Source organism: Comamonas sp. GB3 AK4-5 (assembly GCF_041320665.1).
In the GTDB taxonomy this organism is placed as follows: Bacteria; Pseudomonadota; Gammaproteobacteria; order Burkholderiales; family Burkholderiaceae_C; genus Comamonas.
Genome location: NZ_CP166730.1, coordinates 14,082 through 37,293 on the forward strand (window position 1 = coordinate 14,082; position 23,212 = coordinate 37,293).

Below are 23,212 nucleotides of genomic sequence, written 5' to 3' on the forward strand. Positions count from 1 at the left end.
TATGTGATCGTCGGCATGACGTTCTGAATCGACCTGCTTTCCCAGGGGCGCAGAAAGCTTCACGGCGTTGCCACATATTTCGGCTTCCCCGCATGCTTGGCCCGAATCCTGGCCATGGTCTCCGGCTGGCTGATGCGCTCCAGCTCGGTGTCGGCCTCGGCATGCATGTCCACGCCGCCGGCCTGGCACAGCGATGCCAGCGTGACCATGACGCCGCCCACCTCCTGCTGCAGCGCGCCGGCGGGGCGGCTGAAGACATAGTCCACCCATTGGTGGGCCTCGCTGGCGGTGCAGCCATTGGCCTGCACCAGCTCCAGCGCCTCTTCCAGAAAACGGCGGTTGCGCTCGGCCGGGTCGGCGGCGATCTCGGCGCCAAAGCATTGCTGCAGCCAGGGCTGCACGCGGTGTTGAAAGCTCTCGCTCATGTCATGGGTCCATCCGCTGCACCGGCATCACCCCTGTTCCATGCTGCGCGGCAAGCAAAGAGGCGCTCACCATGCGCTGCCAGAGCATGGCCAGCCAGGGTGCAGCCGTAAAAATTTCAGCAAAATACGGTGCTGATGCAGCATACATCAACACAGATAGCTATCAATTGATGAGTATTATGCCGCCCAGGCAACACATGGCGGCGCCCGCCCCTCGCCATGGCTACGAATATCACAGAGGTCCTTATACCAACCGCTATTCAAAATTGGTAAAACGAAAAAACTCGATTATCAAGGTTTCTTAATCTTCATCTTGGACGTTTGCTTGATTCTTGTAAGCTTACTTTTCCCTGACATTCATTATGGTGAATACAGGAAATTTCAGTAATTTCTGAAATTTAAAGAGGTTGCTTGGGATTTAGTCTGGGAGTGCCGTTGGCAACAACGCGCGGCATATCCCGTGCAAGGCCTTGGCCTTGTGTCTTGCCTTCCGCTGCGGCGGCCTGGTTGCACCTGCAGCCAGCAGGCGCTCATTTGTGGTGTCACTGATAGATAGGCCCTTGGTGCAAGCCTAGGCCGCTGCATTGCCATTGCAAAACAAGACAAAGGAAAAAGTGGAGGGAAAGGGTATGGAGTTCAACCGCTTGCGGTTATCAAACCCTTGATGAATTGAATCTATGACAGTGCGCACTCTCATTTTCTTTTCATGGATTTTGATTATCCCTGCGCACTCCTGAATATCTCTCTTTCCCCGCCTCCCAAGCAGTTGCTGTATTGCCTGCAGCACCAGCCATTGATTGGCACGACATAAGAAGTCCATGCGATGAAATTCAAACTCAACGGAAAAATGGTGGATGCCAACAAGGCATCCGGTGACACGCCATTGCTTTATGTGCTGCGCAACGATATGCAGCTCAACGGCCCCAAGTACGGCTGCGGCCTGGGTCAATGCGGCGCCTGCGCCGTGCTCATCGACGGCAAGGTAGCGCGCTCCTGCTCGGTGCCGCTGTCGGTGGTGCAGGGCAAGGAAGTGACCACGCTGGAAGGGCTGTCGCCCGCTGCCACGCAGCAGGCCCAGGCCGGCGTGGCGCAAGAACCCCAGTTCAAGGACATGCAGGACGCCAGCTTTGCCGTCAAGGCTCCCGTCACGGCCGCGCCCATCAAGCTGCACCCGGTGCAACAGGCCTTTATCGACACCCAGGCCGCGCAATGCGGTTACTGCGTTAACGGAATGATCATGTCGCTGACGGCCTTGTTTGATAAGCGCCCCAACGCCAGCAACGACGAGATCAAAAAGCAGCTGGCCCACCACCTGTGCCGCTGCGGCACGCATTTGGAAATTCTGGACGCCGCCTACCGCGCCCGCACGCTGATTGCCCAAGGCCATAGCGTGAAAGCCGCTGCCGCCACCGTGCAAGCCGCTTGTGAGCAACCCACTTGTGCCAAGGAGCTGGCGTGATGTTTGGAAAAAAAGACAAAGCGCTGGAATCCAGCCCCGCACAACTGACACGCCGCCAGCTGCTGAAAACCGGTGGCCTGATCATGGTCAGCGCCGCTGCCATGCCGCTGGCCACGCTGGCCAACGGCCCGGTGCTGCAGCCACCTGTGGCCGCGCAAGGCCCTTTCCCCGTGCCCGCCGGCACGCTGGTGGACAGCTTTATCGCCATCAGCGCCAATGGTGAAGTCATTGGCTACAACGGTCACGTGGACCTGGGCACCGGCATTCGCACCTCGCTGGCACAGATGATTGCCGACGAGATCGACACCGATTTCGCCCGCGTGCGCATGATCCTGGGCCACACCAGCCGCACCCCCGACCTGGGCCCCACGATTGCCAGCGACACCATCCAGAACTCGGCCACGCCCATGCGCCAGGCCGCGGCCCAGGTGCGCCAGCTGCTGCTGGACCTGGCTGCCAAGCGCTGGAATGTGCCGGCCAAGCAGCTGCGCACCGAAAACGGCTTTGTGATCGGCGCCGGCAAGCGCATAGGCTACGGCGAGCTGGCCGCAGGCCAGGACCTGCACGTGGACCTGGACACCCACATGCCGCTGCGCTCCAGCAAGGAGCACAAATACATTGGCCAATCGGTGCAGCGCGTGGACATTCCCAACAAGGTGCTGGGTGCGCTGACCTATGTGCACGATGTGCGCCTGCCGGACATGCTGCACGCCCGCGTGGTGCGCCCGCCCTATACCGGCGCCGACTACACCGCGCCGCTGGGCAACAGCCTGATCGCGGTGGACCATGACTCCATCAAGCACCTGCCCGGCATCGTCAAGGTCGTGGTCCAGGGTGACTTCATCGGCATCGTGGCCGAGCGCGAGGAGCAGGCGATTGCCGCCATGCACCAGCTCAAGGTGAAGTGGAAGGACTGGGCCGGCCTGCCCGATCTGAGCCCCACCGGCCTGCGCGACGCGCTGATCCAGAACGAGAAGACCGAGCGCATGCTGCGCGAGGACCCGGACTTCGCCGAGGCCAGCAAAAAGGTCAAGACGGCGATCGAGCGCGACTACATCTGGCCCTACCACATGCATGCCTCCATCGGTCCGTCCTGCGCCGTGGCGCGCGTGGCCGATGGCAAGGTGGAAGTCTGGACCGGCACCCAGAATCCGCACGATCTGCGCAAAGACCTGGGCAAGCTGGTGGACCTGCACCCCGACTTCGTCAACATCCACCGCCTCGAAGCCTCGGGCTGCTATGGCCGCAACTGCGCCGACGACGTGGCCGCCGACGCCGTGCTGCTTGCCCAGGCCGTGGGCAAGCCGGTGCGCGTGCAGCTGATGCGCGAGCAGGAAGCAGGCTGGGAGCCCAAGGGCACAGGCCAACTGATCCGCGTCAGCGGCGGTGTGGACGACAAGGGTGGTGTGGCGGCCTACCAGCTGCAGACCAGCTACCCCTCCAACCTCTCGCCCACGCTGGCCCTGGTACTGACCGGCAAGGTCAAGAACGAAAAGCGCGTGCTGCAAATGGGCGACCGCACCTCGGTGCCGCTGTACGACTTCCCCTCGGTGCGCATCGTCTCGCAAGACGCGCCCCCCATCGTGCGCGCCTCGTGGCTGCGCGGCGTCTCGGCCCTGCCCAATGTGTTCGCGCACGAAAGCTGGATCGATGAGTGCGCCTATCTGGCCCAGGAAGACCCCATCGCCTACCGCCTGCGCTATATGAAGGACGCACGCGCCGTGGGTGTCATCAAGGCCGCGCACCGCCTGGGCAAGTGGCAGGACGGCCCGGCCCACCGCAAGCCCGCGCCCGCCGACCAGAAGATCGTGCATGGCCGCGGCTTTGCCTATGCACGCTACTTCCACAGCAAGTTCCCCGGCTACGGCGCTGCCTGGGCCGCCTGGGTCTGCGATGTGACGGTGAACCGCGAAACCGGTGAGGTGAAGGTGGACAAGGTCTATGTCACCCACGACTGCGGCGCCATGGTCAACCCCGCCGGCGTGCGCCACCAGGTGCACGGCAACATCGTGCAGTCCACCAGCCGCGTGCTCAAGGAATTCGTCACCTTCGACAAGCAGGGCGTGACCTCGCTGGACTGGGGCGGCTACCCGCTGCTGCGTTTTGACGAGCTGCCCGAAGTCGAGATCGAGCTGCTGGAAATGCCGCACGAGGAGCCCATGGGCGCCGGCGAATCGGCCTCCGTGCCCAGCGCCGCGGCCGTGGCCAACGCCATCTTCGACGCCACCGGCGTGCGCCTGACCGAAGTGCCCTTCACCCCCAGCCGCGTGCTGGCCGCGTTGAAGCAGGCCAAGTCCAGCCAATAAGACAGACAAACACCGATGAAAACAGCCAAGAAAATCATCTACGGCGGCCTGGGCCTGGCCGCGCTGCTGGCCGGCGGCTTTTTTGCCGTCACCCACCATGCAGAAATCGCGCCGCGTGCGGCCATTGACGTGCAGGAGTTCTCGCCCGCGCTGATTGACCAGGGCAAGCTGCTGGTGACCATGGGCGACTGCGCGATCTGCCACACGGCCAAGGGCGGTGCGGAAAACGCGGGCGGCTTCCCCATGCCCAGCCCCTTTGGCCTCATCTACTCGACCAACATCACGCCCGATCCGGAAACCGGCATCGGCAAATGGTCGTACGAGGCTTTTGAGCGCGCCATGCGCCACGGCATAGACCGCGAAGGCCGCAACCTCTACCCGGCCTTCCCTTACACCGCCTTCACCCGCGTGACCGATGAGGACATGCACGCCATCTACGCCTATCTGATGTCGCAGCCGGCAGTGAAGAACCAGGCGCCCAAGACCGATTTGGGCTTTCCCTTCAACATCCGCCAGGGGGTGGCGCTGTGGAACTGGAAGTATCTGACGCCCGGCCCCGTGGCGCCCGATGCCAGCCAGACACCGGAATGGAACCGCGGTGTCTACATCGCCGAAGGCCTGGGCCACTGCAGCGCCTGCCACTCGCCACGCGACCAGTTTGCCGGCGAGAAAAAAGGCATGTTCCACCTGGCCGGTGGTTCTGTCGAAGGCTGGGATGCGCCCGCGCTGACCTCCGCCACGGCAGCCCCCCTGCCCTGGACGCATGAAGACCTGCTGACCTACTTCCGCACCGGCATCTCCGAGCGCCACGGCGTGGCGGCAGGCCCCATGGCGCCGGTGGCCCACGGCTTGGCCCAGTTGGGCGAGTCCGATCTGCAGGCGCTGACGACCTACATCATGTCGTACAAGGACGCCAAGGCCGAGCCCGGTGACGCCCAGGCCCTGGTGCAAAAGACCAACGACACGTTGCGCGTGCCGGCCGATGCCGAAGGCCTGCGCCTGTACCAAGGCGCTTGCATGAGCTGCCACAGCAGCGACCCCAAGAGCTTGCTGGCCGACACCACATTCGGCAGCCGCCCGCAGCTGGCGCTGAACACCAATATGCACGCCGACTCGCCCACCAATGCGGTGCTGGTGATGCTGGAAGGTATTCAGTCTCCGGCCCACCCCGAGCTGGGCACCATGCCCTCGTTCCGCTACACGCTGAGCGATGCGCAGATTGCCACCCTGCTCAACACCATGCGGGCCCAGTACGGCCTGCCCGAGTGGCAAAACCTGCAACCCGCCGTGGCCAAGCTGCGCGCCGAAACCGACCCGGCCAAGGCCTTGCACTAAGCCCTCGAACCGCTGCCGCGCTGCGCGCGGTGGCAGTTGCAGCCTGACGGCGCCGCCGTCAGGCCCAAAAAATTTTGCTCTACACAGAGGATGTGGGATGTCTGCAGGAGCGGGCCCAAGCAGTCCAGCAGGCACTGAATCCCACCCCACAACGGCCAGACAGCGCTTCAGGCGCGGCGTGTGCCCGCAGACAGTACTTCGGTACGGCAAGGGCGCACAACAAAGCATGAAGCGCTGTCTGGCCGCCTCCCAACGAGGCAACAGCCCAAGGACTTCCCAATGAACCACATCGACATCACTGTGCTGGAACAACTGCAGCGCTGGCGCGCACAGGGCCAGCACGCCGTGCTGGCCACGGTGGTGCGCACCTGGGGCTCCTCACCCCGCCCCGTCGGCGCCATGATGGCGCTGTGCGAGAACGGCCAGAGCGTGGGCTCGGTCTCGGGCGGTTGCATCGAAGACGATTTGCTGCAGCGCTTCACCCGCGTGGGCACGCAGATGCAGGACGCCGCCTGCTGGGCCCAGGCGCCGCAGCGCGTCAGCTACGGCCTCACGGCCGATGAGGCCCACCGCTTTGGCCTGCCCTGCGGCGGCACGCTGGAGCTGGTGTTGGAATTTGACCCCGACCCCGTGCATTTGCAGGCCCTGGTGCAGCAGCTGCATGGCGGCGCCCTGGTGCGCCGCAGCCTGGACCTGGCCAGCGGCCGCGTCACGCTGCGCGCCACCACCACGCCCGAGGAGCTGCGCCTGGACACGCACAGCCTGCACAACGTGCTGGGCCCGGGCTACCGCATGCTGCTGATAGGCGCCGGCGCACTGGCCGAGTACCTGGCCACCATGGCGGCCTTCAACGGCTTTGTGGTCACACTGTGCGACCCGCGCCAGGAGTACATGGATTCGCTGCAACTGCAGGGCCTGCAGCGCATGCACTCCACCACAGCCATGCCGGATGATGCCGTCATCGCCTTCCGTCCCGATGCGCGCAGCTGCATCATCGCCCTCAGCCACGACCCCAAGTTGGACGACATGGCCCTGCTCGAGGCCCTGCACAGCCCGGCTTTTTATGTGGGTGCCATTGGCTCGCGCCGCAACGCTGCCAGCCGCCGCCAGCGCCTGCAGGAACACTTCGACATCACCGCCGACGCCATGGCGCGCCTGCACTCGCCCGCCGGCCTTTACATAGGCAGCAAGACACCGGCCGAGATCGCGGTCAGCATCATGGCCCAGGTGATTGCGGCGAAGAATCTCTCCCCTGAGGCGCTGCGCGCCTTGCCCCCGCTCTTCGCGGGCTGCGCTCGCGGGCAGGGGGACGGCAACCTCGCTGCGGAACGGCCCTTGCACGGTGTCCCTGGCTAAAAAGGTCTCGGCATGCAACTGGGGGCTCTTGCTCCCTCGCCCGCTTGCGGGAGAGGGCAGGGGTGAGGGCGCTTTATAAAATTTGGATATGCAATCTCTTGCCACCGATGTCACCGCCGTGCTGCTGGCCGCAGGCCAGGCGCGGCGCTTTGGCAGCGACAAACGCCGCCTGCCCTGCCCGCCCCACGACAGCCTGATGGCCGCCGCGCTGGCGCCGCTACAGGCCGTGTGTGGCCGCGTCATCGTGGTGCTGCGCCCCGGCGATGCCTGGGGCGCACTGCAATGCCGCAGGCTGGGCGTGGATGTGGCCTGGTCGTTCCAACACCACCTGGGCCAGGCCGCCTCGCTGGCCGCGGTGCTGCCGCATCTGGCCTGCAGCGCCAGCCCACCGCAGGCCATGCTGGTGGCCCTAGCCGATATGGGCCAGGTGCAGGCCAACACGCTGCGCCAGCTGGTGACGGCCTGGCGCGCCGCGCCGGATCGTCTGGTATTGCCACACTGCCAGGGCCGCTCCGGCAATCCCCGTATCATTCCGGCGCCGCTGTGGCCGCTGCTGACCAACGCCACCGGCGACGACGGCGTGCGCCGCGCCCTGCCCTGGGCCCAGGCCTTGCTGCTGCCCGTCCACGACGCCGGCGTGCTGCAGGATGTGGACACGCCGCAGGATGCGCAGCAGTTGCTCCCGCCGCGCGCAACGCCGCCGTATCCTGCCCATTGAATCCAGCCCATTAAAAAGTGAGCTGTTTGTGTATATACGCCCTTGTTTTCAAGCTGTTTAAGGCTTGAAAGCCAGGGTGTATACGCACCAGCAGCTCCTGTTTTTTACAGCCCCTGACGCATGAAATCCTCCATACGCATCGTCGATGTCGACCGCCTGGAAACCTGGAGCAAGTACAAGCCCGGCCTGTGCGACAGCTGCGCGGCCAACTGCTGCACCATGCCGCTGGAGGTGCGCCTGCCCGAGCTGGTGCGCCTGGGCCTGGTGGATGCATTCGAAGTGGAACACATAGAGCCCAAGCTGATTGCCAAGCGCCTGCTGAAGCTGCGGCTGATTGACCATTTCAACCCCAAGCACGAGATCTTCACCATGGCCCGCCGCGCCAGCGGGGACTGTAATTTTCTGGACGCCACCACGCGCCGTTGCACGGTGTATGACAAGCGCCCGGACACCTGCCGCCTGCATCCCAAGAAGGGCCCAAAGCCCGGCTTCTGCGCCTATGGGCGAAAAAGCCCCCCCTGAGCCGCTGCGCGTCTTCCCCCTCTCTAGCGCTACGCGCCGGAGGGGGACGGCACCAGCGCGGCGGGACGGCCCTTGCGCGGTGCCCTGGCTTGGGTTGCGCCAGTTTTGAAGACTGTGGGTCAATTTGAGCGAAGAGGCCAGCCACTTTTCTGCTGACTGCAGGAGTGGGCCTGGGCAGCAAGCATTGGTGCTCAAGCCACCCCACACACCCCAAACGATTCAACAGACTTCATCCCAAAAACATGCACCATTTGCACATTGCCACCGCCTGTTTGTTCAACGCCCAAGGCCAGCTGCTGACCGTGCGCAAGCGCGGCACCCAGGCCTGGATGCTGCCGGGTGGCAAGCGCGATGGCGAAGAAACGCCGCTGCAGGCGCTGCTGCGTGAGTTGCAGGAGGAGTTGCAGCTGGAGCTGAGCGCGCAGGACTTTGGCGCGTTGGGCAGCTTCAGCGCCAGCGCCGCCAATGAGGCTGCCACCCAAGTCCATGCCCATGTGTTTGTGGGCCGCAGCCCGCTGCGCCAGCCCGTGCACATTGCCGCCGAGATTGAGGCCCTGCAATGGCTGCCGCTGGATGCGCCCTTGCCCGCCAGCCTGGCGCCGCTGCTGCGCGAGCAGGTGATTCCGGCGCTGCGGACGCAGCAGCTGCCAAGGCCAATGCCTGCACTGGCAGCATAAAAAAGGCTGCCCCAAGGCAGCCTCATGTTCCCCAAAGTCACCCCGCGCAGCGCACCGGGCGGTGCAGCACGCGGGGAGTTTTAGGGCGCTTCGATCACATGGTCCTGCAGCCTGGTGGCCTGGATCTTGTCGATGATCTTGCCGTCCATGTCCACCACTTCAAACTGCCAGGAATCCCAGACCACCTTGTCGGTCTCGGCAGGCAGCTTGCCGGTGAGCAGCATGATCATGCCGCTCAGGGTCTGGTAGCGGCCGCGGTCCTCTTCCGGCACGCTCTTCAGGTTCAGGCGGTCCTTCAGTTCCACGATGGGGATATGGCCGTCCAGCAGCCAGCTGCCGTCATCGCGCTGCACGGCCCAGGCGTCGCTGGGGTCTTCGGTCACGAATTCACCGGTGATGGCTTCCATCAGGTCGCGCACTGTCACCAGGCCCTGGACCACGCCGTATTCATCGATCACAAAAGCCATGGGCACGCCCGAGCTCTTGAAGTCTTCCAGCAGCTCCATGCCGGTGATGGTTTCGGGGATGTACAGCGGCTTTTCCAGAAAGGTGCTGGTGGGCATGAGCTCGCGCTCGCCCTTGAGGGCATGGGCCATCCACTCGCGGGCATTGACCACGCCCAGCAGATCTTCAAAGCTGCCGTTGATGAGCGGAAAGCGGGCATGCCCGTGGGTTTCGATCTGCGCCATGTTCTCTTCGAAGCTGGCGTTGATGTCCAGGCAGGCCACGTCGGAGCGCGGCACCATCAGCGAGGAGATGGGGCGGTCATCCAGGCGGAACAGATTGCGCACCATGGTGTGCTCATGCTGTTCGATGGCACCCGAGCTGGTGCCTTCGGCCAACATGGCGTGGATTTCGTCCTCGGTCACCATGGATTCGGTCTGCTTCACGCCCAGCAGGCGCAGCAGGGCTTGCGTGGAGCTGGTGAGCAGCACCACAAAGGGCTTGGTGAGCTTGGCCAGCAGATTGATGGGGCGGGCCACCAGGCGGGCAATGGCTTCGGGATTGGTCTGTCCCAGGCGCTTGGGCACCAGTTCGCCCACGACGATGGAGACATAGGTGATCAAGACCACGACCACGGTGGTGGCGGCGGTGCTGGCGTACACGGCCGGCACCCCCCATTGCACCAGCCAGACGGACAGCGGCTGGGCCAGGGCGGCTTCGCCAAAAATGCCGTTGAGCACCCCGATGGAGGTGATGCCAATTTGGATGGTGGAGAGAAAACGCGTGGGGTCTTCCCCCAGCTTGAGCGCAGCAGCAGCAGCGCTGTCGCCCTCATCGATCAATCTCTGCAGTCTTGCCTTGCGGGCCGTGACCAATGCGATCTCGGACATGGCAAACAGGCCATTGAGGAGGATGAGGGCGATAAGTATCGGAATTTCCATGATGGTGGGTTGCGGTGGCCTACCGCATGAGAGCTCCTAAAGAACAGGTGAAGGAATCAGGCCAAAGTGCAGACCCGCCAGAATCAGCAGGCCGCGCACTACACGGTACACAACAAAGAATGTAAAGCCCTTGTGTGACATCGGCGGTATCCGCCATGGGGTGAGAACGTAAGCAAGGGCAAAACCATGTCAGGCATGGCGTGCGCCCGCTGCAGCTACCGAGATCGGCAGCACGCAAAGCGGACACATGCTGCCCGAACCGCCCAGTGTAGCGCTCAGCCCGAAATATCAGCTATCGGGCCCCATGGCCGCCGCCTGCTGGGCCCAGCTGGGACGGCGCGGGTTGATGACGGGCAAGGCAATGGAGGCCACACCGCACACCCGGTTGCGCCCCTGCTCCTTGGCCTGGTGCAGCAGGCTGTCCGCCAGCCTGAACACCGAGTCCATGGTGTCGTCGCTGCGCACCTGGGCCAGGCCTATGCTCACCGTCACATAAGGGGCCGTGATCGAGGCGTCATGCGCCAGGTTCAGACCGTGCAGGTCTATGAGCAGCTGCTCCATGCGCGCGCGCAGCGAATCCACGCTTTCGTCATAGGCGGCCAGTGCAAACTCCTCACCGCCCAGACGCACCGCCATGTCCAGCGGACGGCGTGCATACCGGGCCAGGAGGTCTCCCACCCGGCGCAACACCTCATCGCCGGCCTGGTGGCCATACAAGTCGTTGTAGAGCTTGAAGTGGTCGATATCGATCAGCGCCAGGAACAAGGGATCTTTCTCACGCTTGGCATGCAAGATGTTGCGCTGGAACTGCTCGCGGAACATGCGGCGGTTGGCCAGCCCCGTCAGCGGGTCATGGCAGGACTCCCAGTCCAGCAGCTTGCGCAGCAGAAACTGCTCGCGCCATGCCCGCTCGCGGAAATAGGCCGTCACCCCTGACAGCACCAGCGTCAGCCACAGCATGGTCACCATCACCCAGTGCTCCTGCATCTGGGCCGGCGTCTCTAGCAACCAGGGCCCTGCCACGGTGGCGAAGATGCACACCGTGGCCGCAGCCGCCAGGGCCTGGCGCAGGCGCACACCCAGGGGGTACAAGGCCACCACCACCGTCAGCAACATGACGATGCTCACCTCTGGCGCCCCCAGAACCTTCAGCGTATAGGAAGACACCACCAGACCGCAGCCGCAGGCCACCACGGACATCTCCACCCACACCACATGGGTGCGCAGCCGGGTACGTGGGTGCAGCAAGATGTACAGGGTGCACAGAAAACAGCTGATCACCACCCAGCGCTGCAGCATGACGCCCAGCACAAACTGCAGCTCCTTGCCCGTGCCCAGAATGGACTGTATGCGCCACCAGTCAAAGGCCGCAAAAAACAGCCACAGCACTCCCAGAAAACCCAGCGTAAACAAGGTGCTGCGCCGCTGCTGCTGGCGCAAATCCTGGGCGAACTCCTGCTCCAGCGGTGGCGCAAAACGCAGCCACGCCAGCGGCTTGCCCATTTGCTGGCGCAACACATTGGCTTCGTTTGAAGAAAGAGAAGAATTCACCATGCAGCTTGATCCCTAAGTCTCCAGCCGCTGCAGCATGTGCTCACATCAAGGACTGCGCCGCTGGAGCCTCATTGTCGTCACCACCAGTTACATGCGACATCCTTCAATACATTTAACCAATGTAGGACAAGCCCTATTTATGACCAGTGCTTGATACCTGTCGGTATCGCACGCATGCACCGGCCATTCCGGGCAGCGGCATCGCGCCCCCGATAATCATCGGAGGCAAGCTTCCGCTCCCCCCCATTCCAGAAAGCACCACCGTGACCCAGGACGCGCGCAACCACATCCTGCAGCAGTTCGACCATCTGAGCCCCCAGCTTCAGGCTGCGGCCCGCTTCGTGGTGGACCACCCCAATGATGTGCTGATCCGCTCCATGCGCTCTGTGGCAGAGCTGGCCGGCGTGCCCCCTTCCACGCTGGTACGGCTGGCTCGCCAATTGGACTATGACGGCTGGCCAGCGCTGAAAGACGGCTTCGCCCATTCCATGGGCTTGGATGGCCCCCAAGGCTATGCCGACCGCGCCCAGCGCCTAAGCAACCAGGCCCACACGCACACCCTGGCAGATGAGCTGTTTGACGCGCACGGAGCCAACCTGGAGCGCACCCGCCAGCACAGCGCCTCCTTGTTGGTGCCGCTGGCGCAATGTCTGCAGTCGGCCAACCAGGTATATGTCGCTGGATTTCGCGCCAGCTACCCACTGGCCTTTGCTCTGCTGTACGGCTATCGCTTGTTCCGCGACAGCGTGCAATCGCTGGATGCGCATGCCCACAATCTGGAGATGCAGCTGCGCCCTCTGGGTGCTGAGGATGTGCTGGTCGCCATAAGCTTTGCGCCCTATTCGCGCGAGTGCCTGGAAGTGGCCCATATCGCCAAGGAGCGCGGTGCCCGCATCGTGGCGCTGACGGACAGCGAGGCCTCGCCGCTGGCGCGCATGGCCGATCATGCTGCGCTGTTCGCGGTGGACAGCCCCTCCTTCTTCCCCTCGGTCGCTGCTGGCATGGCCTTGGTGGAAGCGCTGCTGGAGCAATTGGTGGCCCTGGGCGATGCGCAGCTGCCCCAGCGCATCCAGAAAGCAGAGTCCGCGCTAGTGGACGGCGGCGCCTACGTGCAGGGCCGGCAAGCGCTGAAAGCGTTTCGCCACCGATAGCGCCTGCACACGGCGGCTCTCATCCGTATAAAGCTATTAAATACATAGCACCACCAGCCCATAGCGCAATGGGTTGCTGGGTATTTCTCATGCACCGCATATGTGTGCCCTCCCCAAACCGCGCCTGGACCTGGGCATGGCCGTGCTGCGCCAGCCATGGCCGCATGGCCTGCACTCTCTAGGCCGCGACCCCATCACGGCTGGACGTCTCGTGGTTTGCCCCATGGCGGGCTTCCCCTATTGGCACAAATGTTGCAAACAAATAAAACACGGATCGTTTGTTTCAATCACAGGGCCCACCACCGCCCCGGCGCTTTGCCGGTCGCACTGCCCGCCACCAGGAGATTCCTATGCGCACCGCCTTTCTTCCCGCCGCCCTGGCCTTGGCCGCTGCATCGCTGGCCGCCCCTGCGGCCATGGCCCAGTCGGCCAAATTCGTGACCATTGGCACCGGCGGTGTGACCGGCGTGTACTACGCCGCCGGCGGTGCCATTTGCCGCCTGGTGAACAAGGACCGCGCCAAGCATGGGCTGCGCTGCTCGGTGGAATCCACCGGGGGCTCGGTGTTCAATGCCAATGCCATTCGCTCTGGCGAGCTGGACATGGGGGTGTTGCAGTCCGACGTGCAATACGGGGCCTTCAAGGGCGAGGGCCAGTTCAAGGCCGCAGGCGCCTCGCCGGATCTGCGCGCCATGTTCTCCATGCATCCCGAGCCCATGACCGTGGTGGTGCGCAAGGAGCTCAATGCCCAGTCGCTGACCGATTTGAAAGGCAAGCGTTTCAACATCGGCAACCCCGGCTCCGGCCACCGCGCAGGGGCCGATGAGCTGCTGGCGGCCTTTGGCATGAAAACCAGCGACCTGGGCCTGGCCTCCGAGCTCAAGGCCGACGAGCATGGCCCCGCGCTGTGCGACGGCAAGATCGACGGCTTTGTCTTCGCCATCGGCCACCCCTCGGCCAATATCCAGGACCCCACCACCGCCTGCGGCGCCAAGCTGCTCAGCCTCAAGGGCGAGGGCGTGGAGAAGCTGGTGGCCAGCCACAGCTACCTGGCCAAGGCCCATATCCCCGGCGGCACCTACCCGGGCAACCCCCAGGCCACCGACACCTATGGCGTGCTGGCCACTTTTGTGACCAGTGCCAAGACCCCGCCAGAGACGGTGTATGCCGTGGTCAAACAGGTGTTCGACAACTTCGAGGACTTCAAGAAACTGCACCCTGCCCTGGCCCATCTGAAGCCACAGGAGATGGTCAAAAACGGCCTGAGTGCACCGCTGCATGAAGGCGCTGCCCGCTACTACAAGGAAAAGGGCTGGCTGCAATAAGCCCTGGAGCGTCCACCCACGCTTTCACTGCCGCAGCGGATCTCCCCCCTCACCACTGCGGTCCATCAACCGCCGGCCCCATGGCCGGCGGCCGGGGACTGGATTCACAAGGGACATGCGCTGAGCGCATGGCAACCCCATGGCAACTGATATTGAAAAAGCCCCCCAAGCCTTGCAAACCCTGGTTGCGGACAGCGACACGGGAGGCCGCAGTGCCCGGGGCCTGGCGGCCGGCGTGGTCTTCACCGTGTCCATTTTTTGGGCCCTGTTTCAGCTGTGGCAGGCCTCGCCCCTGCCCTTTGCGCTGCGCTGGGGTGTGCTCAACGACACCGAGGCCCGCTCCATCCACCTGGGCCTGGCACTGTTTCTCGCGTTTCTGGCCTTCCCGGCCTGGCGCAGCGCCAATGCGCGCCAGCAAGTACCCTGGTTTGACTGGCTGCTGGCCGCTGCGGCCGCTTTTGCCGGCAGCTTTCTCTTCACCTTCTACCAGGAGCTGGCCACCCGCCCTGGCCAGCCCAGCACCCTGGACATCGTGACCGCCACGGCCGGCATGGTGCTGCTGCTGGAGGCCACGCGCCGCGCCGTGGGCTGGCCCATGGCGGCACTGGCCATGGTCTTTATTGCCTACTGCCTGCTGGGCCCGTGGATGCCCGATGTGCTGGCGCACAAGGGCGCCTCCTTCAACCGCATGCTGTCGCAGATGTGGCTGGGCACGGAAGGCGTGTTCGGCGTGGCCCTGGGCGTGTCGTCCAGCGCCATCTTTGTCTATGTGCTGTTCGGCGCACTGTTGGACCGCGCCGGCGGCGGCAACTACATGATGCAAGTGAGCTTTGCCGCGCTAGGCCATTTGCGCGGCGGCCCGGCCAAGGTCGCCGTGGTGTCGTCGGGGCTGAACGGGCTGATCTCGGGCTCCTCCGTCTCCAATGTGGTTTCGGGCGGCATCTTCACCATTCCGCTGATGAAAAAGGCCGGCTATGGCGGAGTGAAGGCCGCCGCCATCGAGACCATGAGCTCGGTCAACGGCCAGATCATGCCGCCGGTGATGGGGGCCGCCGCCTTTTTGATGGTGGAGTACGTGGGCATTCCCTATTCCGAGGTCTGCAAGCACGCGTTTTTGCCCGCCATCCTCTCCTATATCGGCCTGTTCTACATCGTCCACCTGGAGGCGCTGAAGCTGGGCATGGAGCCCATGGTGAAGCCGCTGCACCGCAAGCTGCGCGACAAAGCCTTGCGCACCGCCCTGGGCTGCAGCGGCACGCTGGTGCTGGTGTGTACCTTGTACTTTGTGCTGGAAGCCGCCAAGGCCGTGCTGGGCGACCACGCGGGCTGGGCGATTGCCGCCGTGATGCTGCTGCTCTACCTGGTGGCCGTGCGCATGGCCGCACGCGAGCCCGATCTGCCCGAAGACATTGACGTGCAGCAGCCCAAGCGCCTGGACACCTGGGCCACCGTCAAGGCCGGCATGCATTTTCTGCTGCCCATTGGCACCCTGGTGTGGGCGCTGATGGTGGAAGAACTCTCGCCCGCGCTGGCCGCATTCTGGGCCATTGTGGTGCTGGTGCTGCTGATGGCCACCCAGCATGTGCTGATCGCGTTTTTCCGCCGCTCCGGCCAGCCCATCACCCAACTGCGCACCGGCCTGAATGATGTGGTGCAAGGCCTGAATGCCGGCAGCCGCAACATGATTGGCGTGGCCGTGGCCACGGCCACGGCCGGCATCATCGTGGGCGCCATCTCGCTCACCGGCCTGGGCCTGCGCATGACGGAATTTGTCGAGTTCGTGGCCCAGGGCAATGTGATGCTGATGCTGCTGTTCACGGCCTTTGTCTGCCTGGTACTCGGCCTGGGCGTGCCCACCACGGCCAACTATGTGCTGGTGGCCACGCTGATGGCCCCCGTCATCGTGGAGCTGGGCGCGCAAAACGGCCTGATCATTCCGCTGATTGCCGTGCACCTGTTCGTCTTCTATTACGGGCTGCTGGGCGATGTCACCCCCCCTGTGGGGCTGGCCACGTTTGCCGGCGCCGCCATTGCCCAGGAAAACGCCATTGCCGTGGGCATACAGGGCTCGCTCTATGGCCTGCGCACGGTGATCCTGCCCTTTATCTGGATCTTCAACCCAGCCCTGTTGTTGATTGGCGTGGACAGCTGGCTGGAGGTGGCCCTGGTCGCCACGGCCTCGCTGCTGGCCATGCTGGCCTTTACCGCCATCACCATGAACTGGTTGCGCGTGCGCTGCAAACCCTGGGAGCTGGCCCTGCTGGCGCTGGGTGCCTTCTTTCTGTTCCGCCCGGATTTCTTCATGGACCGCGTGGCAGCGCCCTACACCAGCGTGCCGGCCGCGCAGATCTACGCCGTGGCCGGCAATGCACCCGAAGGCGCACGCCTGGTCACCGTCATCACCGGCATGACGCTGGAGGGCGACGAGCGCACCAAGACCGTGGCCGTGCCCCTGGGTGCCGCCAACGCCGACGGCCGCAAGCGCGTGATCGACACCGGCCTGCAGCTGATGGTGCTGGGCGACAAGGTGCAAATCGCCGCCGTGAAGTTTGGCAGCGCGGCGCGCAAGGCGGGCTTTGAAGAAGGCTTTGAGGTGGCCGAAGTCCAGCTGCCCACGCCACGCCCATCGCCCTACTGGTTCTACCTGCCCGGCCTGCTGCTGCTGGCCTGTGTGTGGTGGCTGCAAGGCCGGCGCATGCCTAGAACATCTGCATCTAAACCGCTGGATACGCGCACTGCATAAGCATTGACAGCTCTTTTTTTCATAGAGACACCATGACCCACATCATCCACCGCTCCCTGCTGAAAACCCCGCGCATGGCCCAGACCTCGCAGGGCATCACCATCACCGACACCCAGGGCAAAAGCTATATCGACGCCAGCGGCGGCGCTGCCGTCTCCTGCCTGGGCCATGCCCACCCGGATGTGCTGGCCGCCATGCATGCCCAGCTCGACCAGCTGGCCTATGCCCACACCAGCTTTTTCACCAGCGCCGTGGCCGAGGAACTGGCCGACCACCTGGCCGACCATGCGCCCCAGGGCCTGGACCAGGTGTACTTTGTCTCCGGTGGCTCGGAAGCCGTGGAAGCCGCGCTGAAGATGGCCCGTCAGTATTTTGTGGACATAGGCCAGCCCCAGCGCACCCGCTTTGTGGCCCGCGGCCAGAGCTACCACGGCAACACCCTGGGCGCCTTGGCCGTGGGTGGCAACGAATGGCGGCGCAAGCAGTTCGCACCCTTGCTGATGGACGTGGGCCGCGTGGCCCCCACCTATGCCTACCGCGACCAGCGCGCCGATGAAAGCCCCACGCAATATGGCCAGCGCCTTCTGGCAGAGATCGACGCCCAATTCCAGGCCCTGGGCCCGGACACCGTGATCGCCTTTGTGGCCGAGCCCGTGGTGGGCGCCACGGCCGGCGCACTGACCGCGCCCCCCGGCTACTTTGCCGGCGTGCGTGCGCTGTGCGACCGCTATGGCATTTTGTTCATTGCCGACGAAGTCATGTGCGGCATGGGGCGCACCGGCACGCTGCACGCCGTGGAACAAGAAGGCGTGGTGCCCGATTTGATGACCATTGCCAAAGGCCTTGGCGGTGGCTACCAACCCATAGGTGCGGTGCTGGCCAAGGGCCAGGTGGTGGAAGGCATGCGCCGCGGCAGCGGCCTGTTCCAGCATGGCCATACCTATCTGGGCCACCCCATGGCCGCAGCGGCGGCGCTGGCCGTGCAGAAGGTGATACAGCGCGACCAGCTGCTGCCCCAGGTGCGCGCCCGCGGCGACTATCTGCGCGCGGCCTTGCAAGACCGCCTGGGCACACATGCCCATGTGGGCGATATCCGTGGACGCGGCCTGTTCATGGCGGTGGAGCTGGTGCAGGACCGCGCCAGCAAGGCCACTTTTGACCCCGCCCGCAAGCTGCATGCCGCCGTCAAGGCCCAGGCCATGGAGCTGGGCCTGCTGTGCTACCCCATGGGCGGCACCATCGACGGTCAACATGGCGACCATGTGCTGCTGGCCCCTCCCTTTATCGTCAGCGAATCCGACATCGACCAGATCGTGGACCGCCTGGCCCTGTCCATTGACGCCGCACTGCGTGCCACCGCCTGAATTTTCTGGAACCCCCAAACCCCATGTACACCCTGCAAGACGATCGCCTGCCGCCGATTCCCGAAAGCGAATGGACGCCCGAGCAGCGCCAGCTGGCCCAACCCATCATCGATGGGCCACGCGGCGCGCTGATTTCACCTTTTGTACCGCTGCTGCGCAGCCCCGAGCTGATGGACCACGCCCAGCGCATGGGCGAGTACCTGCGCTTTCGCAGCCGCATCGGTCTGCGCCTGTCGGAGCTGGCCATCTGCATCACTGCCCGCCAATGGTCGCAGCAGGTGGAATGGGCCATCCACGCCCCGATTGCCGAACGCGAAGGCATTGCGCCCGCAGCCCTTGCCGATATTGCCCAGGGCCGTACGCCGACGGCGCTGCAGCCGGACGAGGCCGTGCTGTATGCCTTTTGCACCGAGCTGCACCGCAACCACGGTGTCAGCGATGCCACCTGGGCCCAGGCCATTGCCCTGTGGGGCGAGGCGGGGGCCATCGACCTGATTGGCGTCAACGGCTACTACACCTTTTTGTCGATGGTGATGAACAGCGCCCGCACCACCGTGCCGCATTCCAGCGCCAGCCCGCTGCCACCGCTGGCCGGCTGAACCACCCTGCCCACCTCTTGCCCAGCCACCCTTGCGGTGGCTTTTTTCATGCCTCTTTGTACAAGCTCGCCCTCTGGCGAGCCCACTGCTGTATGGTTTCATATGAAATCATACAAACTGAAAATTGAGGCCGGGTTGCTGTTGAAAAACATTTTTCAATGATTTATGTCTCTAAGGCTTATATGTATTGCGATAGACGCTATGAATTTTGAAAATATTGATCTTCAAGCCCGGCTGGCCTGCTGAAGGATTGAGCAACCTCTAGCGATGGGGGAGAAAAAGCTGAAAAGACCATGAAAAAGCTTTTCAGACCGATGTTTCGCCCAAGCAGAGACTGGTGGACACCGCTTTTTTCAGGAGGTTTTCCACACAAGATGTGAACATCCACTCTCGCAGAATTGTGGATAACCATGGCATGTGGTTTCAGCAGCGCATCCCGTGCAATGTGGATAACTTTAATGTCCAGCAATGTGGACAACATCTCCATGTTCTGAAAAGATATTTTCAACGTGCAGAGCAGCTTGTACCCAGCCATATACCAGCTATGCACATAGTTATCCCGAGCCTGGCACGAGCCAGAATCCTGCTTTTCCAAGCCATCCCAGGGAGTGGCAGCAGGGATTTATGCCCGCTTTGTTCACAAGCAGGTGAAGGCTGCGACAATGGTTCTCAGCGCCTTGATTTGCGTACCGATGCACATGCCATGTCATCCCTGCGCATACACGCTACAAACCGGGTTTTGTAGATTGTTTGCATAAGATTTCACATCTTATCCACTACATATCCATGTATTTATTCTTATAAGAACGGTGCTCCCCTCGGGAAACCGTGCAGCCACCCCTTTCATGAGCCAGGAAAAATGGGCCGCACTGGCCCTTGAATCGTTCGATTCCGTCGTCGCCGCCATCCCGGGCTTTCGCAGCCGTGACGGTCAGCGGCGCATGGCCGAGCAGGTCTCCCGCACCTTCGCCCAGGCGCAGCTGGGCAAAATCGAAGAAGGCGCTCCAGAGCCGAAAAAATCCATCGCCGTGGTCCAGGCCGGCACCGGGGTGGGCAAGTCGCTGGCCTATTCCGTGCCCGCCATCAGCACGGCGCTGGCCCGTGGCACGCGGGTGCTGATTTCCACCGCCACGGTGGCGCTGCAGGAGCAGCTGGTGAACAAGGATTTGCCGGCCCTGGCCAAGCAACTGCCCCTGCCCTTCAAGTTCGCGCTGGCCAAGGGACGCGGCCGTTTTGTCTGCAAGCTCAAGCTGGAGCGCCTGTCCAGCACCGGCGAGCACACGGACGAGGCCGAAGATCTGTTTGCGGAAGAGCAAGCCGCCCAGCGCAAGGCCAGACCCCAGGCCGAAACCGAGGCCCGCATCCAGTTCTATGCCCGCATGGCCGATGCCCTGGCCACTGGCGAATGGGATGGCGACCGCGACAGCATGAAAACCCCGCCCGAGCCCGAGGCCTGGAGCCCGGTGGCAGCGGAAGGCAGCTCCTGCACCGGCAAGCATTGCCCGGTGTTCTCCAGCTGCACCTATTACGAGCGCCGCAAGGACATGGTGGCCGCCCAGGTCATCGTGGCCAACCATGACCTGCTCCTATCCAGCCTGGGCGCCCGCCTGCTGCCCGAGCTGGACAACTGCCTGCTGGTGCTGGACGAGGCCCACCACCTGCCACAGACCGCCCTCTCCCAGTTCGCCTGCGAGATGGACCTGAGCCGCCTGCAGTGGATAGACAAGCTCACCAGCCGAGCCCTGCGCGTGGGCCAGTTGATGGAGGTGGAAGAGATCGCCGAGCTGCCCAGCCACAGCGCCGGCCTGCGCCAGCACCTGGCCGACCTGGCCCGGCTGGTGATGGAGATCTACGGTGCCGACCTGAAAGGCCAGAAGGACAGCTGGGGCCCGGCCCGTGTGCGTGCGCCTCGCGGTGTTTTACCCGAACCCCTGCTCGCCCCCTTGGCGCAGCTCATGCACCACGCCAGCGGCTTTCTGGACGCTTTGCGCGCCATTGCCAAGGCCTTGCGTGCCGAGATCAAGGACAAGCCCGACGAGGCCCAGCGCCTGTCCGCCCTCTACGCCCAGGTAGGCACGCTGGCGCCCCGCCTGGAGGCCGTGCACGACACGGCCCAGCTGCTGAGCCAGCAGCCTGAAGCCCAGGCCGATGGCAGCCTGGGCGTGCCGAACGCCAAATGGTTCACGCTGGAAATCGATGGCGACTACATCGTCGTCAAGGCCCATGCCAGCCCCATCCTGCCCGGCGCCACGCTGCGCCAGCACCTGTGGAGCCAGGTGCGCGGCGCGGTGCTGACCTCGGCCACGCTGACCAGCTGCGGTGGTTTTGACTTCTTCCTGCGCGAGGCTGGCCTGCACGGCGATGCCGGCGTGCAGACGCTGGAGGTGGCCAGCCCCTTCGACTATGCCGCCCAGGGCACGCTGGTGGCCCACCAGACCCATGCCGACCCGCGTGAGGCCCAGGCCTTCACCGCCGAGATGGTGGACGCCCTGCTCAACGATCTGGCCCTGGTACAGGCCGGCGCCCTGGTGCTGTTCACCTCGCGCGACCAGATGCGCCAGGCCGTGGACGCCCTGCCCTCCCATATGCGCAGCTATGTGCTGGTGCAAAACGCCATGCCCCGCGCTGTGCTGCTGGCCGACCACCGCAGCCGTGTAGAGTCGGGTCTGGCTTCCATCATCTTCGGCATGCAGTCCTTTGGCGAAGGCCTGGATCTGCCCGGTGCCCTGTGCGAGTCGCTGTTCATCACCAAGCTGCCCTTTGCCCCGCCGGACGACCCCGTGGGCGAATCCCGGGCCGAATGGTTGCGCACCAGCGGCCGCAACCCCTTCAACGAACTGGTGGTGCCGGCCACGGCCATCCGCCTGGCGCAATGGGTGGGCCGTGCCATACGCACCGAGGAAGACATGGCCCATGTCTACTGCTACGACCGCCGCCTGGTGGCCACCAGCTACGGTGCCCAGCTGCTCAAGGGCCTGCCCCCCTTCACCTTGCAAAAGCGCTTGGCCCACTGAGTCTGCGCGCCAGGCAGTTGGCATGCTGCTTCGCTAACGATAGCTGTCACAGCGCAGCCACATTGGCTACGATGCGGTTTTCCCCTGAAAACCGCATCCTCTGCCTCCCATGACAGCCCACAGCCACCAGGCTGTGGAAAAGCTCTGCATCCATGCAAAACGCCATGGCGGACAGTCCCCGGCCACAAGTGCTGCTGTCAGCCTCTTTCAGAGGGGATTACCGAGCAAACCGCTCCCATGCAGGCACAGGATTTCATCCACAAGGCACTTGCCCACAGGCTGTGCATAGCAAGCATCAAAACGGCCTCGGTCCTGCCCGGGCAGCCTCCCAACCCAGGCCTGCCACCGCAACCGCTGACGCTGCAGTCCTTGCGCCGCACGGTCTGAAAAGAATATTTCAGCGCGCCGCAAGCACAGGCGAGGCCCAAGACCCCGCATGCCACAGCGCGCGCATCGTGCACAGCCAGCGATTGCCTTGTGCACAAATGCAAAAAGCCCAGGCATTGCACCCCACCAGCAACGAACCTGCACGTGAGCGCCCCACGCCATGGCGGCATTGAATTTTTTTGAACCAATTCCTTTACAGAGGGAAGTATCCCCAGTTATCAAGTGCTGTGCATAACTACCTGTGGACAAAACCGTCAAATTTACGGTGGATCGCAGGGTTCGCACACATGTCGTTTGAAAAAAGCTTTTCAGACGCATGGGTTGGAGTATGCCTGCTCGGCGCAGGTTTGGCACGGGAATCCCTTGTTTTTCAGAGTGGGATTCCACTTTTTGCAGCGAGGGCCATGGCCTGTGGCTGCTTTTCTATTGACTTGTTCATCTTTAAATTTAAATGAAATAGTCGTAGTAGTAAGTCATGCAGAAATTTGTGGATAACTTACGTTGCACCAACAATTTCAAGGACTTGGAGTGCCCAGAACCATGTGGGTCATGCACAGATGCTGCTGTGCCGGAAAAGTGAACAAGTTCCATGTCTTGAACATTTCTGTGGATAGAAGATTTCTTGTTCAAACTTTGTCCACATGCCGAAAAAGTGGATATTCACTATAAAAAATGCTTTAACGCTTGTAAACAAAGCATATGAAGCTATTAATTTTGTAGTGGATAAGTTTTTTTGGAAACTTGATCACATCGATTGATGGGGTGTGCGTAACCAAAACGGATGGGCCTGGATGCGTCCATCAGGGGTTGAAAAAAACGGAAGCCGACCTTGGACAAAAAGAAAGCGCGCCAAACTTGGCTACTGGTCGTTGTTCCTATCTTTTCTATTTTT

General features: G+C 63.3%; 18 protein-coding genes. 14 read left to right on the forward strand and 4 right to left on the reverse strand.

Annotation, left to right across the window (positions count from 1 at the left end; all coding sequences use genetic code 11):
- Positions 1–59 precede the first annotated feature (59 nt).
- Positions 60–425, reverse strand: coding sequence for a hypothetical protein (locus ACA027_RS00040; RefSeq protein ID WP_370680369.1), 366 nt, complete (start codon positions 423–425; stop codon positions 60–62).
- A gap of 71 nt (positions 426–496) precedes the next feature.
- Here ACA027_RS00040 and ACA027_RS00045 point away from each other — a divergent pair, with 71 nt between their 5' ends.
- From ACA027_RS00045 to ACA027_RS00080, 8 genes are all read left to right on the forward strand, one after another.
- The gene (locus tag ACA027_RS00045) at positions 497–730 is read left to right on the forward strand and encodes a hypothetical protein (RefSeq protein ID WP_370680370.1); all 234 of its coding nucleotides are present in this window, start codon (positions 497–499) and stop codon (positions 728–730) included.
- Between the two features lie 518 nt (positions 731–1,248).
- Positions 1,249–1,884 carry a (2Fe-2S)-binding protein gene (locus ACA027_RS00050; protein WP_370680371.1) on the forward strand — a complete coding sequence of 212 codons (636 nt, stop codon included), beginning with the start codon at positions 1,249–1,251 and terminating at the stop codon, positions 1,882–1,884.
- Positions 1,884–4,190, forward strand: coding sequence for a molybdopterin cofactor-binding domain-containing protein (locus ACA027_RS00055; protein WP_370680372.1), 2,307 nt, complete (start codon positions 1,884–1,886; stop codon positions 4,188–4,190). The genes ACA027_RS00050 and ACA027_RS00055 overlap by 1 nt, the downstream gene beginning before the upstream one ends.
- Positions 4,191–4,205: 15 nt before the next feature.
- On the forward strand, positions 4,206–5,525 hold the full coding sequence (locus tag ACA027_RS00060; protein ID WP_370680373.1) for a cytochrome c: 1,320 nt from the start codon (positions 4,206–4,208) through the stop codon (positions 5,523–5,525).
- A gap of 279 nt (positions 5,526–5,804) precedes the next feature.
- The gene (locus ACA027_RS00065; RefSeq protein WP_370680374.1) at positions 5,805–6,881 is read left to right on the forward strand and encodes an XdhC family protein; all 1,077 of its coding nucleotides are present in this window, start codon (positions 5,805–5,807) and stop codon (positions 6,879–6,881) included.
- Between the two features lie 88 nt (positions 6,882–6,969).
- Positions 6,970–7,599 carry an NTP transferase domain-containing protein gene (locus tag ACA027_RS00070; protein WP_370680375.1) on the forward strand — a complete coding sequence of 210 codons (630 nt, stop codon included), beginning with the start codon at positions 6,970–6,972 and terminating at the stop codon, positions 7,597–7,599.
- A 120-nt stretch (positions 7,600–7,719) separates the two neighbouring features.
- Positions 7,720–8,121, forward strand: coding sequence for a YkgJ family cysteine cluster protein (locus ACA027_RS00075; RefSeq protein ID WP_370680376.1), 402 nt, complete (start codon positions 7,720–7,722; stop codon positions 8,119–8,121).
- Between the two features lie 242 nt (positions 8,122–8,363).
- Positions 8,364–8,798: an NUDIX domain-containing protein gene (locus ACA027_RS00080; protein WP_370680377.1), complete on the forward strand. Its 435-nt coding sequence runs from the start codon at positions 8,364–8,366 to the stop codon at positions 8,796–8,798.
- An 80-nt stretch (positions 8,799–8,878) separates the two neighbouring features.
- Here ACA027_RS00080 and ACA027_RS00085 read toward each other — a convergent pair whose 3' ends face one another.
- Both ACA027_RS00085 and ACA027_RS00090 read right to left on the reverse strand, forming a co-directional pair.
- A complete protein-coding gene (locus ACA027_RS00085; protein WP_370680378.1) occupies positions 8,879–10,183 on the reverse strand; it encodes a hemolysin family protein in 1,305 nt (434 codons plus the stop codon).
- Positions 10,184–10,471: 288 nt separating this feature from the next.
- Positions 10,472–11,737 carry a diguanylate cyclase domain-containing protein gene (locus ACA027_RS00090; protein WP_370680379.1) on the reverse strand — a complete coding sequence of 422 codons (1,266 nt, stop codon included), beginning with the start codon at positions 11,735–11,737 and terminating at the stop codon, positions 10,472–10,474.
- Between the two features lie 263 nt (positions 11,738–12,000).
- On the opposite strand from ACA027_RS00090, the gene ACA027_RS00095 reads away from it, so the two are divergent.
- The 5 genes from ACA027_RS00095 to ACA027_RS00115 all read left to right on the forward strand — a co-directional run bounded on the left by ACA027_RS00095 (position 12,001) and on the right by ACA027_RS00115 (position 18,919).
- Positions 12,001–12,888 (forward strand): MurR/RpiR family transcriptional regulator, encoded by an 888-nt coding sequence (locus tag ACA027_RS00095; RefSeq protein ID WP_370680380.1) that lies wholly within the window; start codon positions 12,001–12,003, stop codon positions 12,886–12,888.
- 350 nt (positions 12,889–13,238) lie between these two features.
- Positions 13,239–14,213, forward strand: coding sequence for a TAXI family TRAP transporter solute-binding subunit (locus ACA027_RS00100; RefSeq protein ID WP_370680381.1), 975 nt, complete (start codon positions 13,239–13,241; stop codon positions 14,211–14,213).
- A 139-nt stretch (positions 14,214–14,352) separates the two neighbouring features.
- Positions 14,353–16,956, forward strand: coding sequence for a TRAP transporter permease (locus ACA027_RS00105; RefSeq protein ID WP_370680382.1), 2,604 nt, complete (start codon positions 14,353–14,355; stop codon positions 16,954–16,956).
- A 32-nt stretch (positions 16,957–16,988) separates the two neighbouring features.
- A complete protein-coding gene (locus ACA027_RS00110; RefSeq protein WP_370680383.1) occupies positions 16,989–18,320 on the forward strand; it encodes an aspartate aminotransferase family protein in 1,332 nt (443 codons plus the stop codon).
- A 23-nt stretch (positions 18,321–18,343) separates the two neighbouring features.
- Positions 18,344–18,919: a carboxymuconolactone decarboxylase family protein gene (locus tag ACA027_RS00115; protein WP_370680384.1), complete on the forward strand. Its 576-nt coding sequence runs from the start codon at positions 18,344–18,346 to the stop codon at positions 18,917–18,919.
- Between the two features lie 199 nt (positions 18,920–19,118).
- On the opposite strand, the gene ACA027_RS00120 is transcribed toward ACA027_RS00115, so the two are convergent.
- The gene (locus tag ACA027_RS00120; RefSeq protein ID WP_370680385.1) at positions 19,119–19,400 is read right to left on the reverse strand and encodes a hypothetical protein; all 282 of its coding nucleotides are present in this window, start codon (positions 19,398–19,400) and stop codon (positions 19,119–19,121) included.
- A 364-nt stretch (positions 19,401–19,764) separates the two neighbouring features.
- Here ACA027_RS00120 and dinG point away from each other — a divergent pair, with 364 nt between their 5' ends.
- Positions 19,765–21,933, forward strand: coding sequence for an ATP-dependent DNA helicase DinG (gene dinG, locus ACA027_RS00125; protein ID WP_370680386.1), 2,169 nt, complete (start codon positions 19,765–19,767; stop codon positions 21,931–21,933).
- The last annotated feature ends 1,279 nt before the right edge of the window (positions 21,934–23,212 follow it).

Bases quoted from the DNA above. Each gene is read 5' to 3' on its own strand.
- ACA027_RS00040 (WP_370680369.1), bottom strand. From the start codon at position 425: ATGAGCGAGAGCTTTCAACACCGCGTGCAGCCCTGGCTGCAGCAATGC.
- ACA027_RS00045 (WP_370680370.1), top strand. From the start codon at position 497: ATGCGCTGCCAGAGCATGGCCAGCCAGGGTGCAGCCGTAAAAATTTCA.
- ACA027_RS00050 (WP_370680371.1), top strand. From the start codon at position 1,249: ATGAAATTCAAACTCAACGGAAAAATGGTGGATGCCAACAAGGCATCC.
- ACA027_RS00055 (WP_370680372.1), top strand. From the start codon at position 1,884: ATGTTTGGAAAAAAAGACAAAGCGCTGGAATCCAGCCCCGCACAACTG.
- ACA027_RS00060 (WP_370680373.1), top strand. From the start codon at position 4,206: ATGAAAACAGCCAAGAAAATCATCTACGGCGGCCTGGGCCTGGCCGCG.
- ACA027_RS00065 (WP_370680374.1), top strand. From the start codon at position 5,805: ATGAACCACATCGACATCACTGTGCTGGAACAACTGCAGCGCTGGCGC.
- ACA027_RS00070 (WP_370680375.1), top strand. From the start codon at position 6,970: ATGCAATCTCTTGCCACCGATGTCACCGCCGTGCTGCTGGCCGCAGGC.
- ACA027_RS00075 (WP_370680376.1), top strand. From the start codon at position 7,720: ATGAAATCCTCCATACGCATCGTCGATGTCGACCGCCTGGAAACCTGG.
- ACA027_RS00080 (WP_370680377.1), top strand. From the start codon at position 8,364: ATGCACCATTTGCACATTGCCACCGCCTGTTTGTTCAACGCCCAAGGC.
- ACA027_RS00085 (WP_370680378.1), bottom strand. From the start codon at position 10,183: ATGGAAATTCCGATACTTATCGCCCTCATCCTCCTCAATGGCCTGTTT.
- ACA027_RS00090 (WP_370680379.1), bottom strand. From the start codon at position 11,737: ATGGTGAATTCTTCTCTTTCTTCAAACGAAGCCAATGTGTTGCGCCAG.
- ACA027_RS00100 (WP_370680381.1), top strand. From the start codon at position 13,239: ATGCGCACCGCCTTTCTTCCCGCCGCCCTGGCCTTGGCCGCTGCATCG.
- ACA027_RS00105 (WP_370680382.1), top strand. From the start codon at position 14,353: ATGGCAACTGATATTGAAAAAGCCCCCCAAGCCTTGCAAACCCTGGTT.
- ACA027_RS00110 (WP_370680383.1), top strand. From the start codon at position 16,989: ATGACCCACATCATCCACCGCTCCCTGCTGAAAACCCCGCGCATGGCC.
- ACA027_RS00115 (WP_370680384.1), top strand. From the start codon at position 18,344: ATGTACACCCTGCAAGACGATCGCCTGCCGCCGATTCCCGAAAGCGAA.
- ACA027_RS00120 (WP_370680385.1), bottom strand. From the start codon at position 19,400: ATGTTGTCCACATTGCTGGACATTAAAGTTATCCACATTGCACGGGAT.
- dinG (WP_370680386.1), top strand. From the start codon at position 19,765: ATGAGCCAGGAAAAATGGGCCGCACTGGCCCTTGAATCGTTCGATTCC.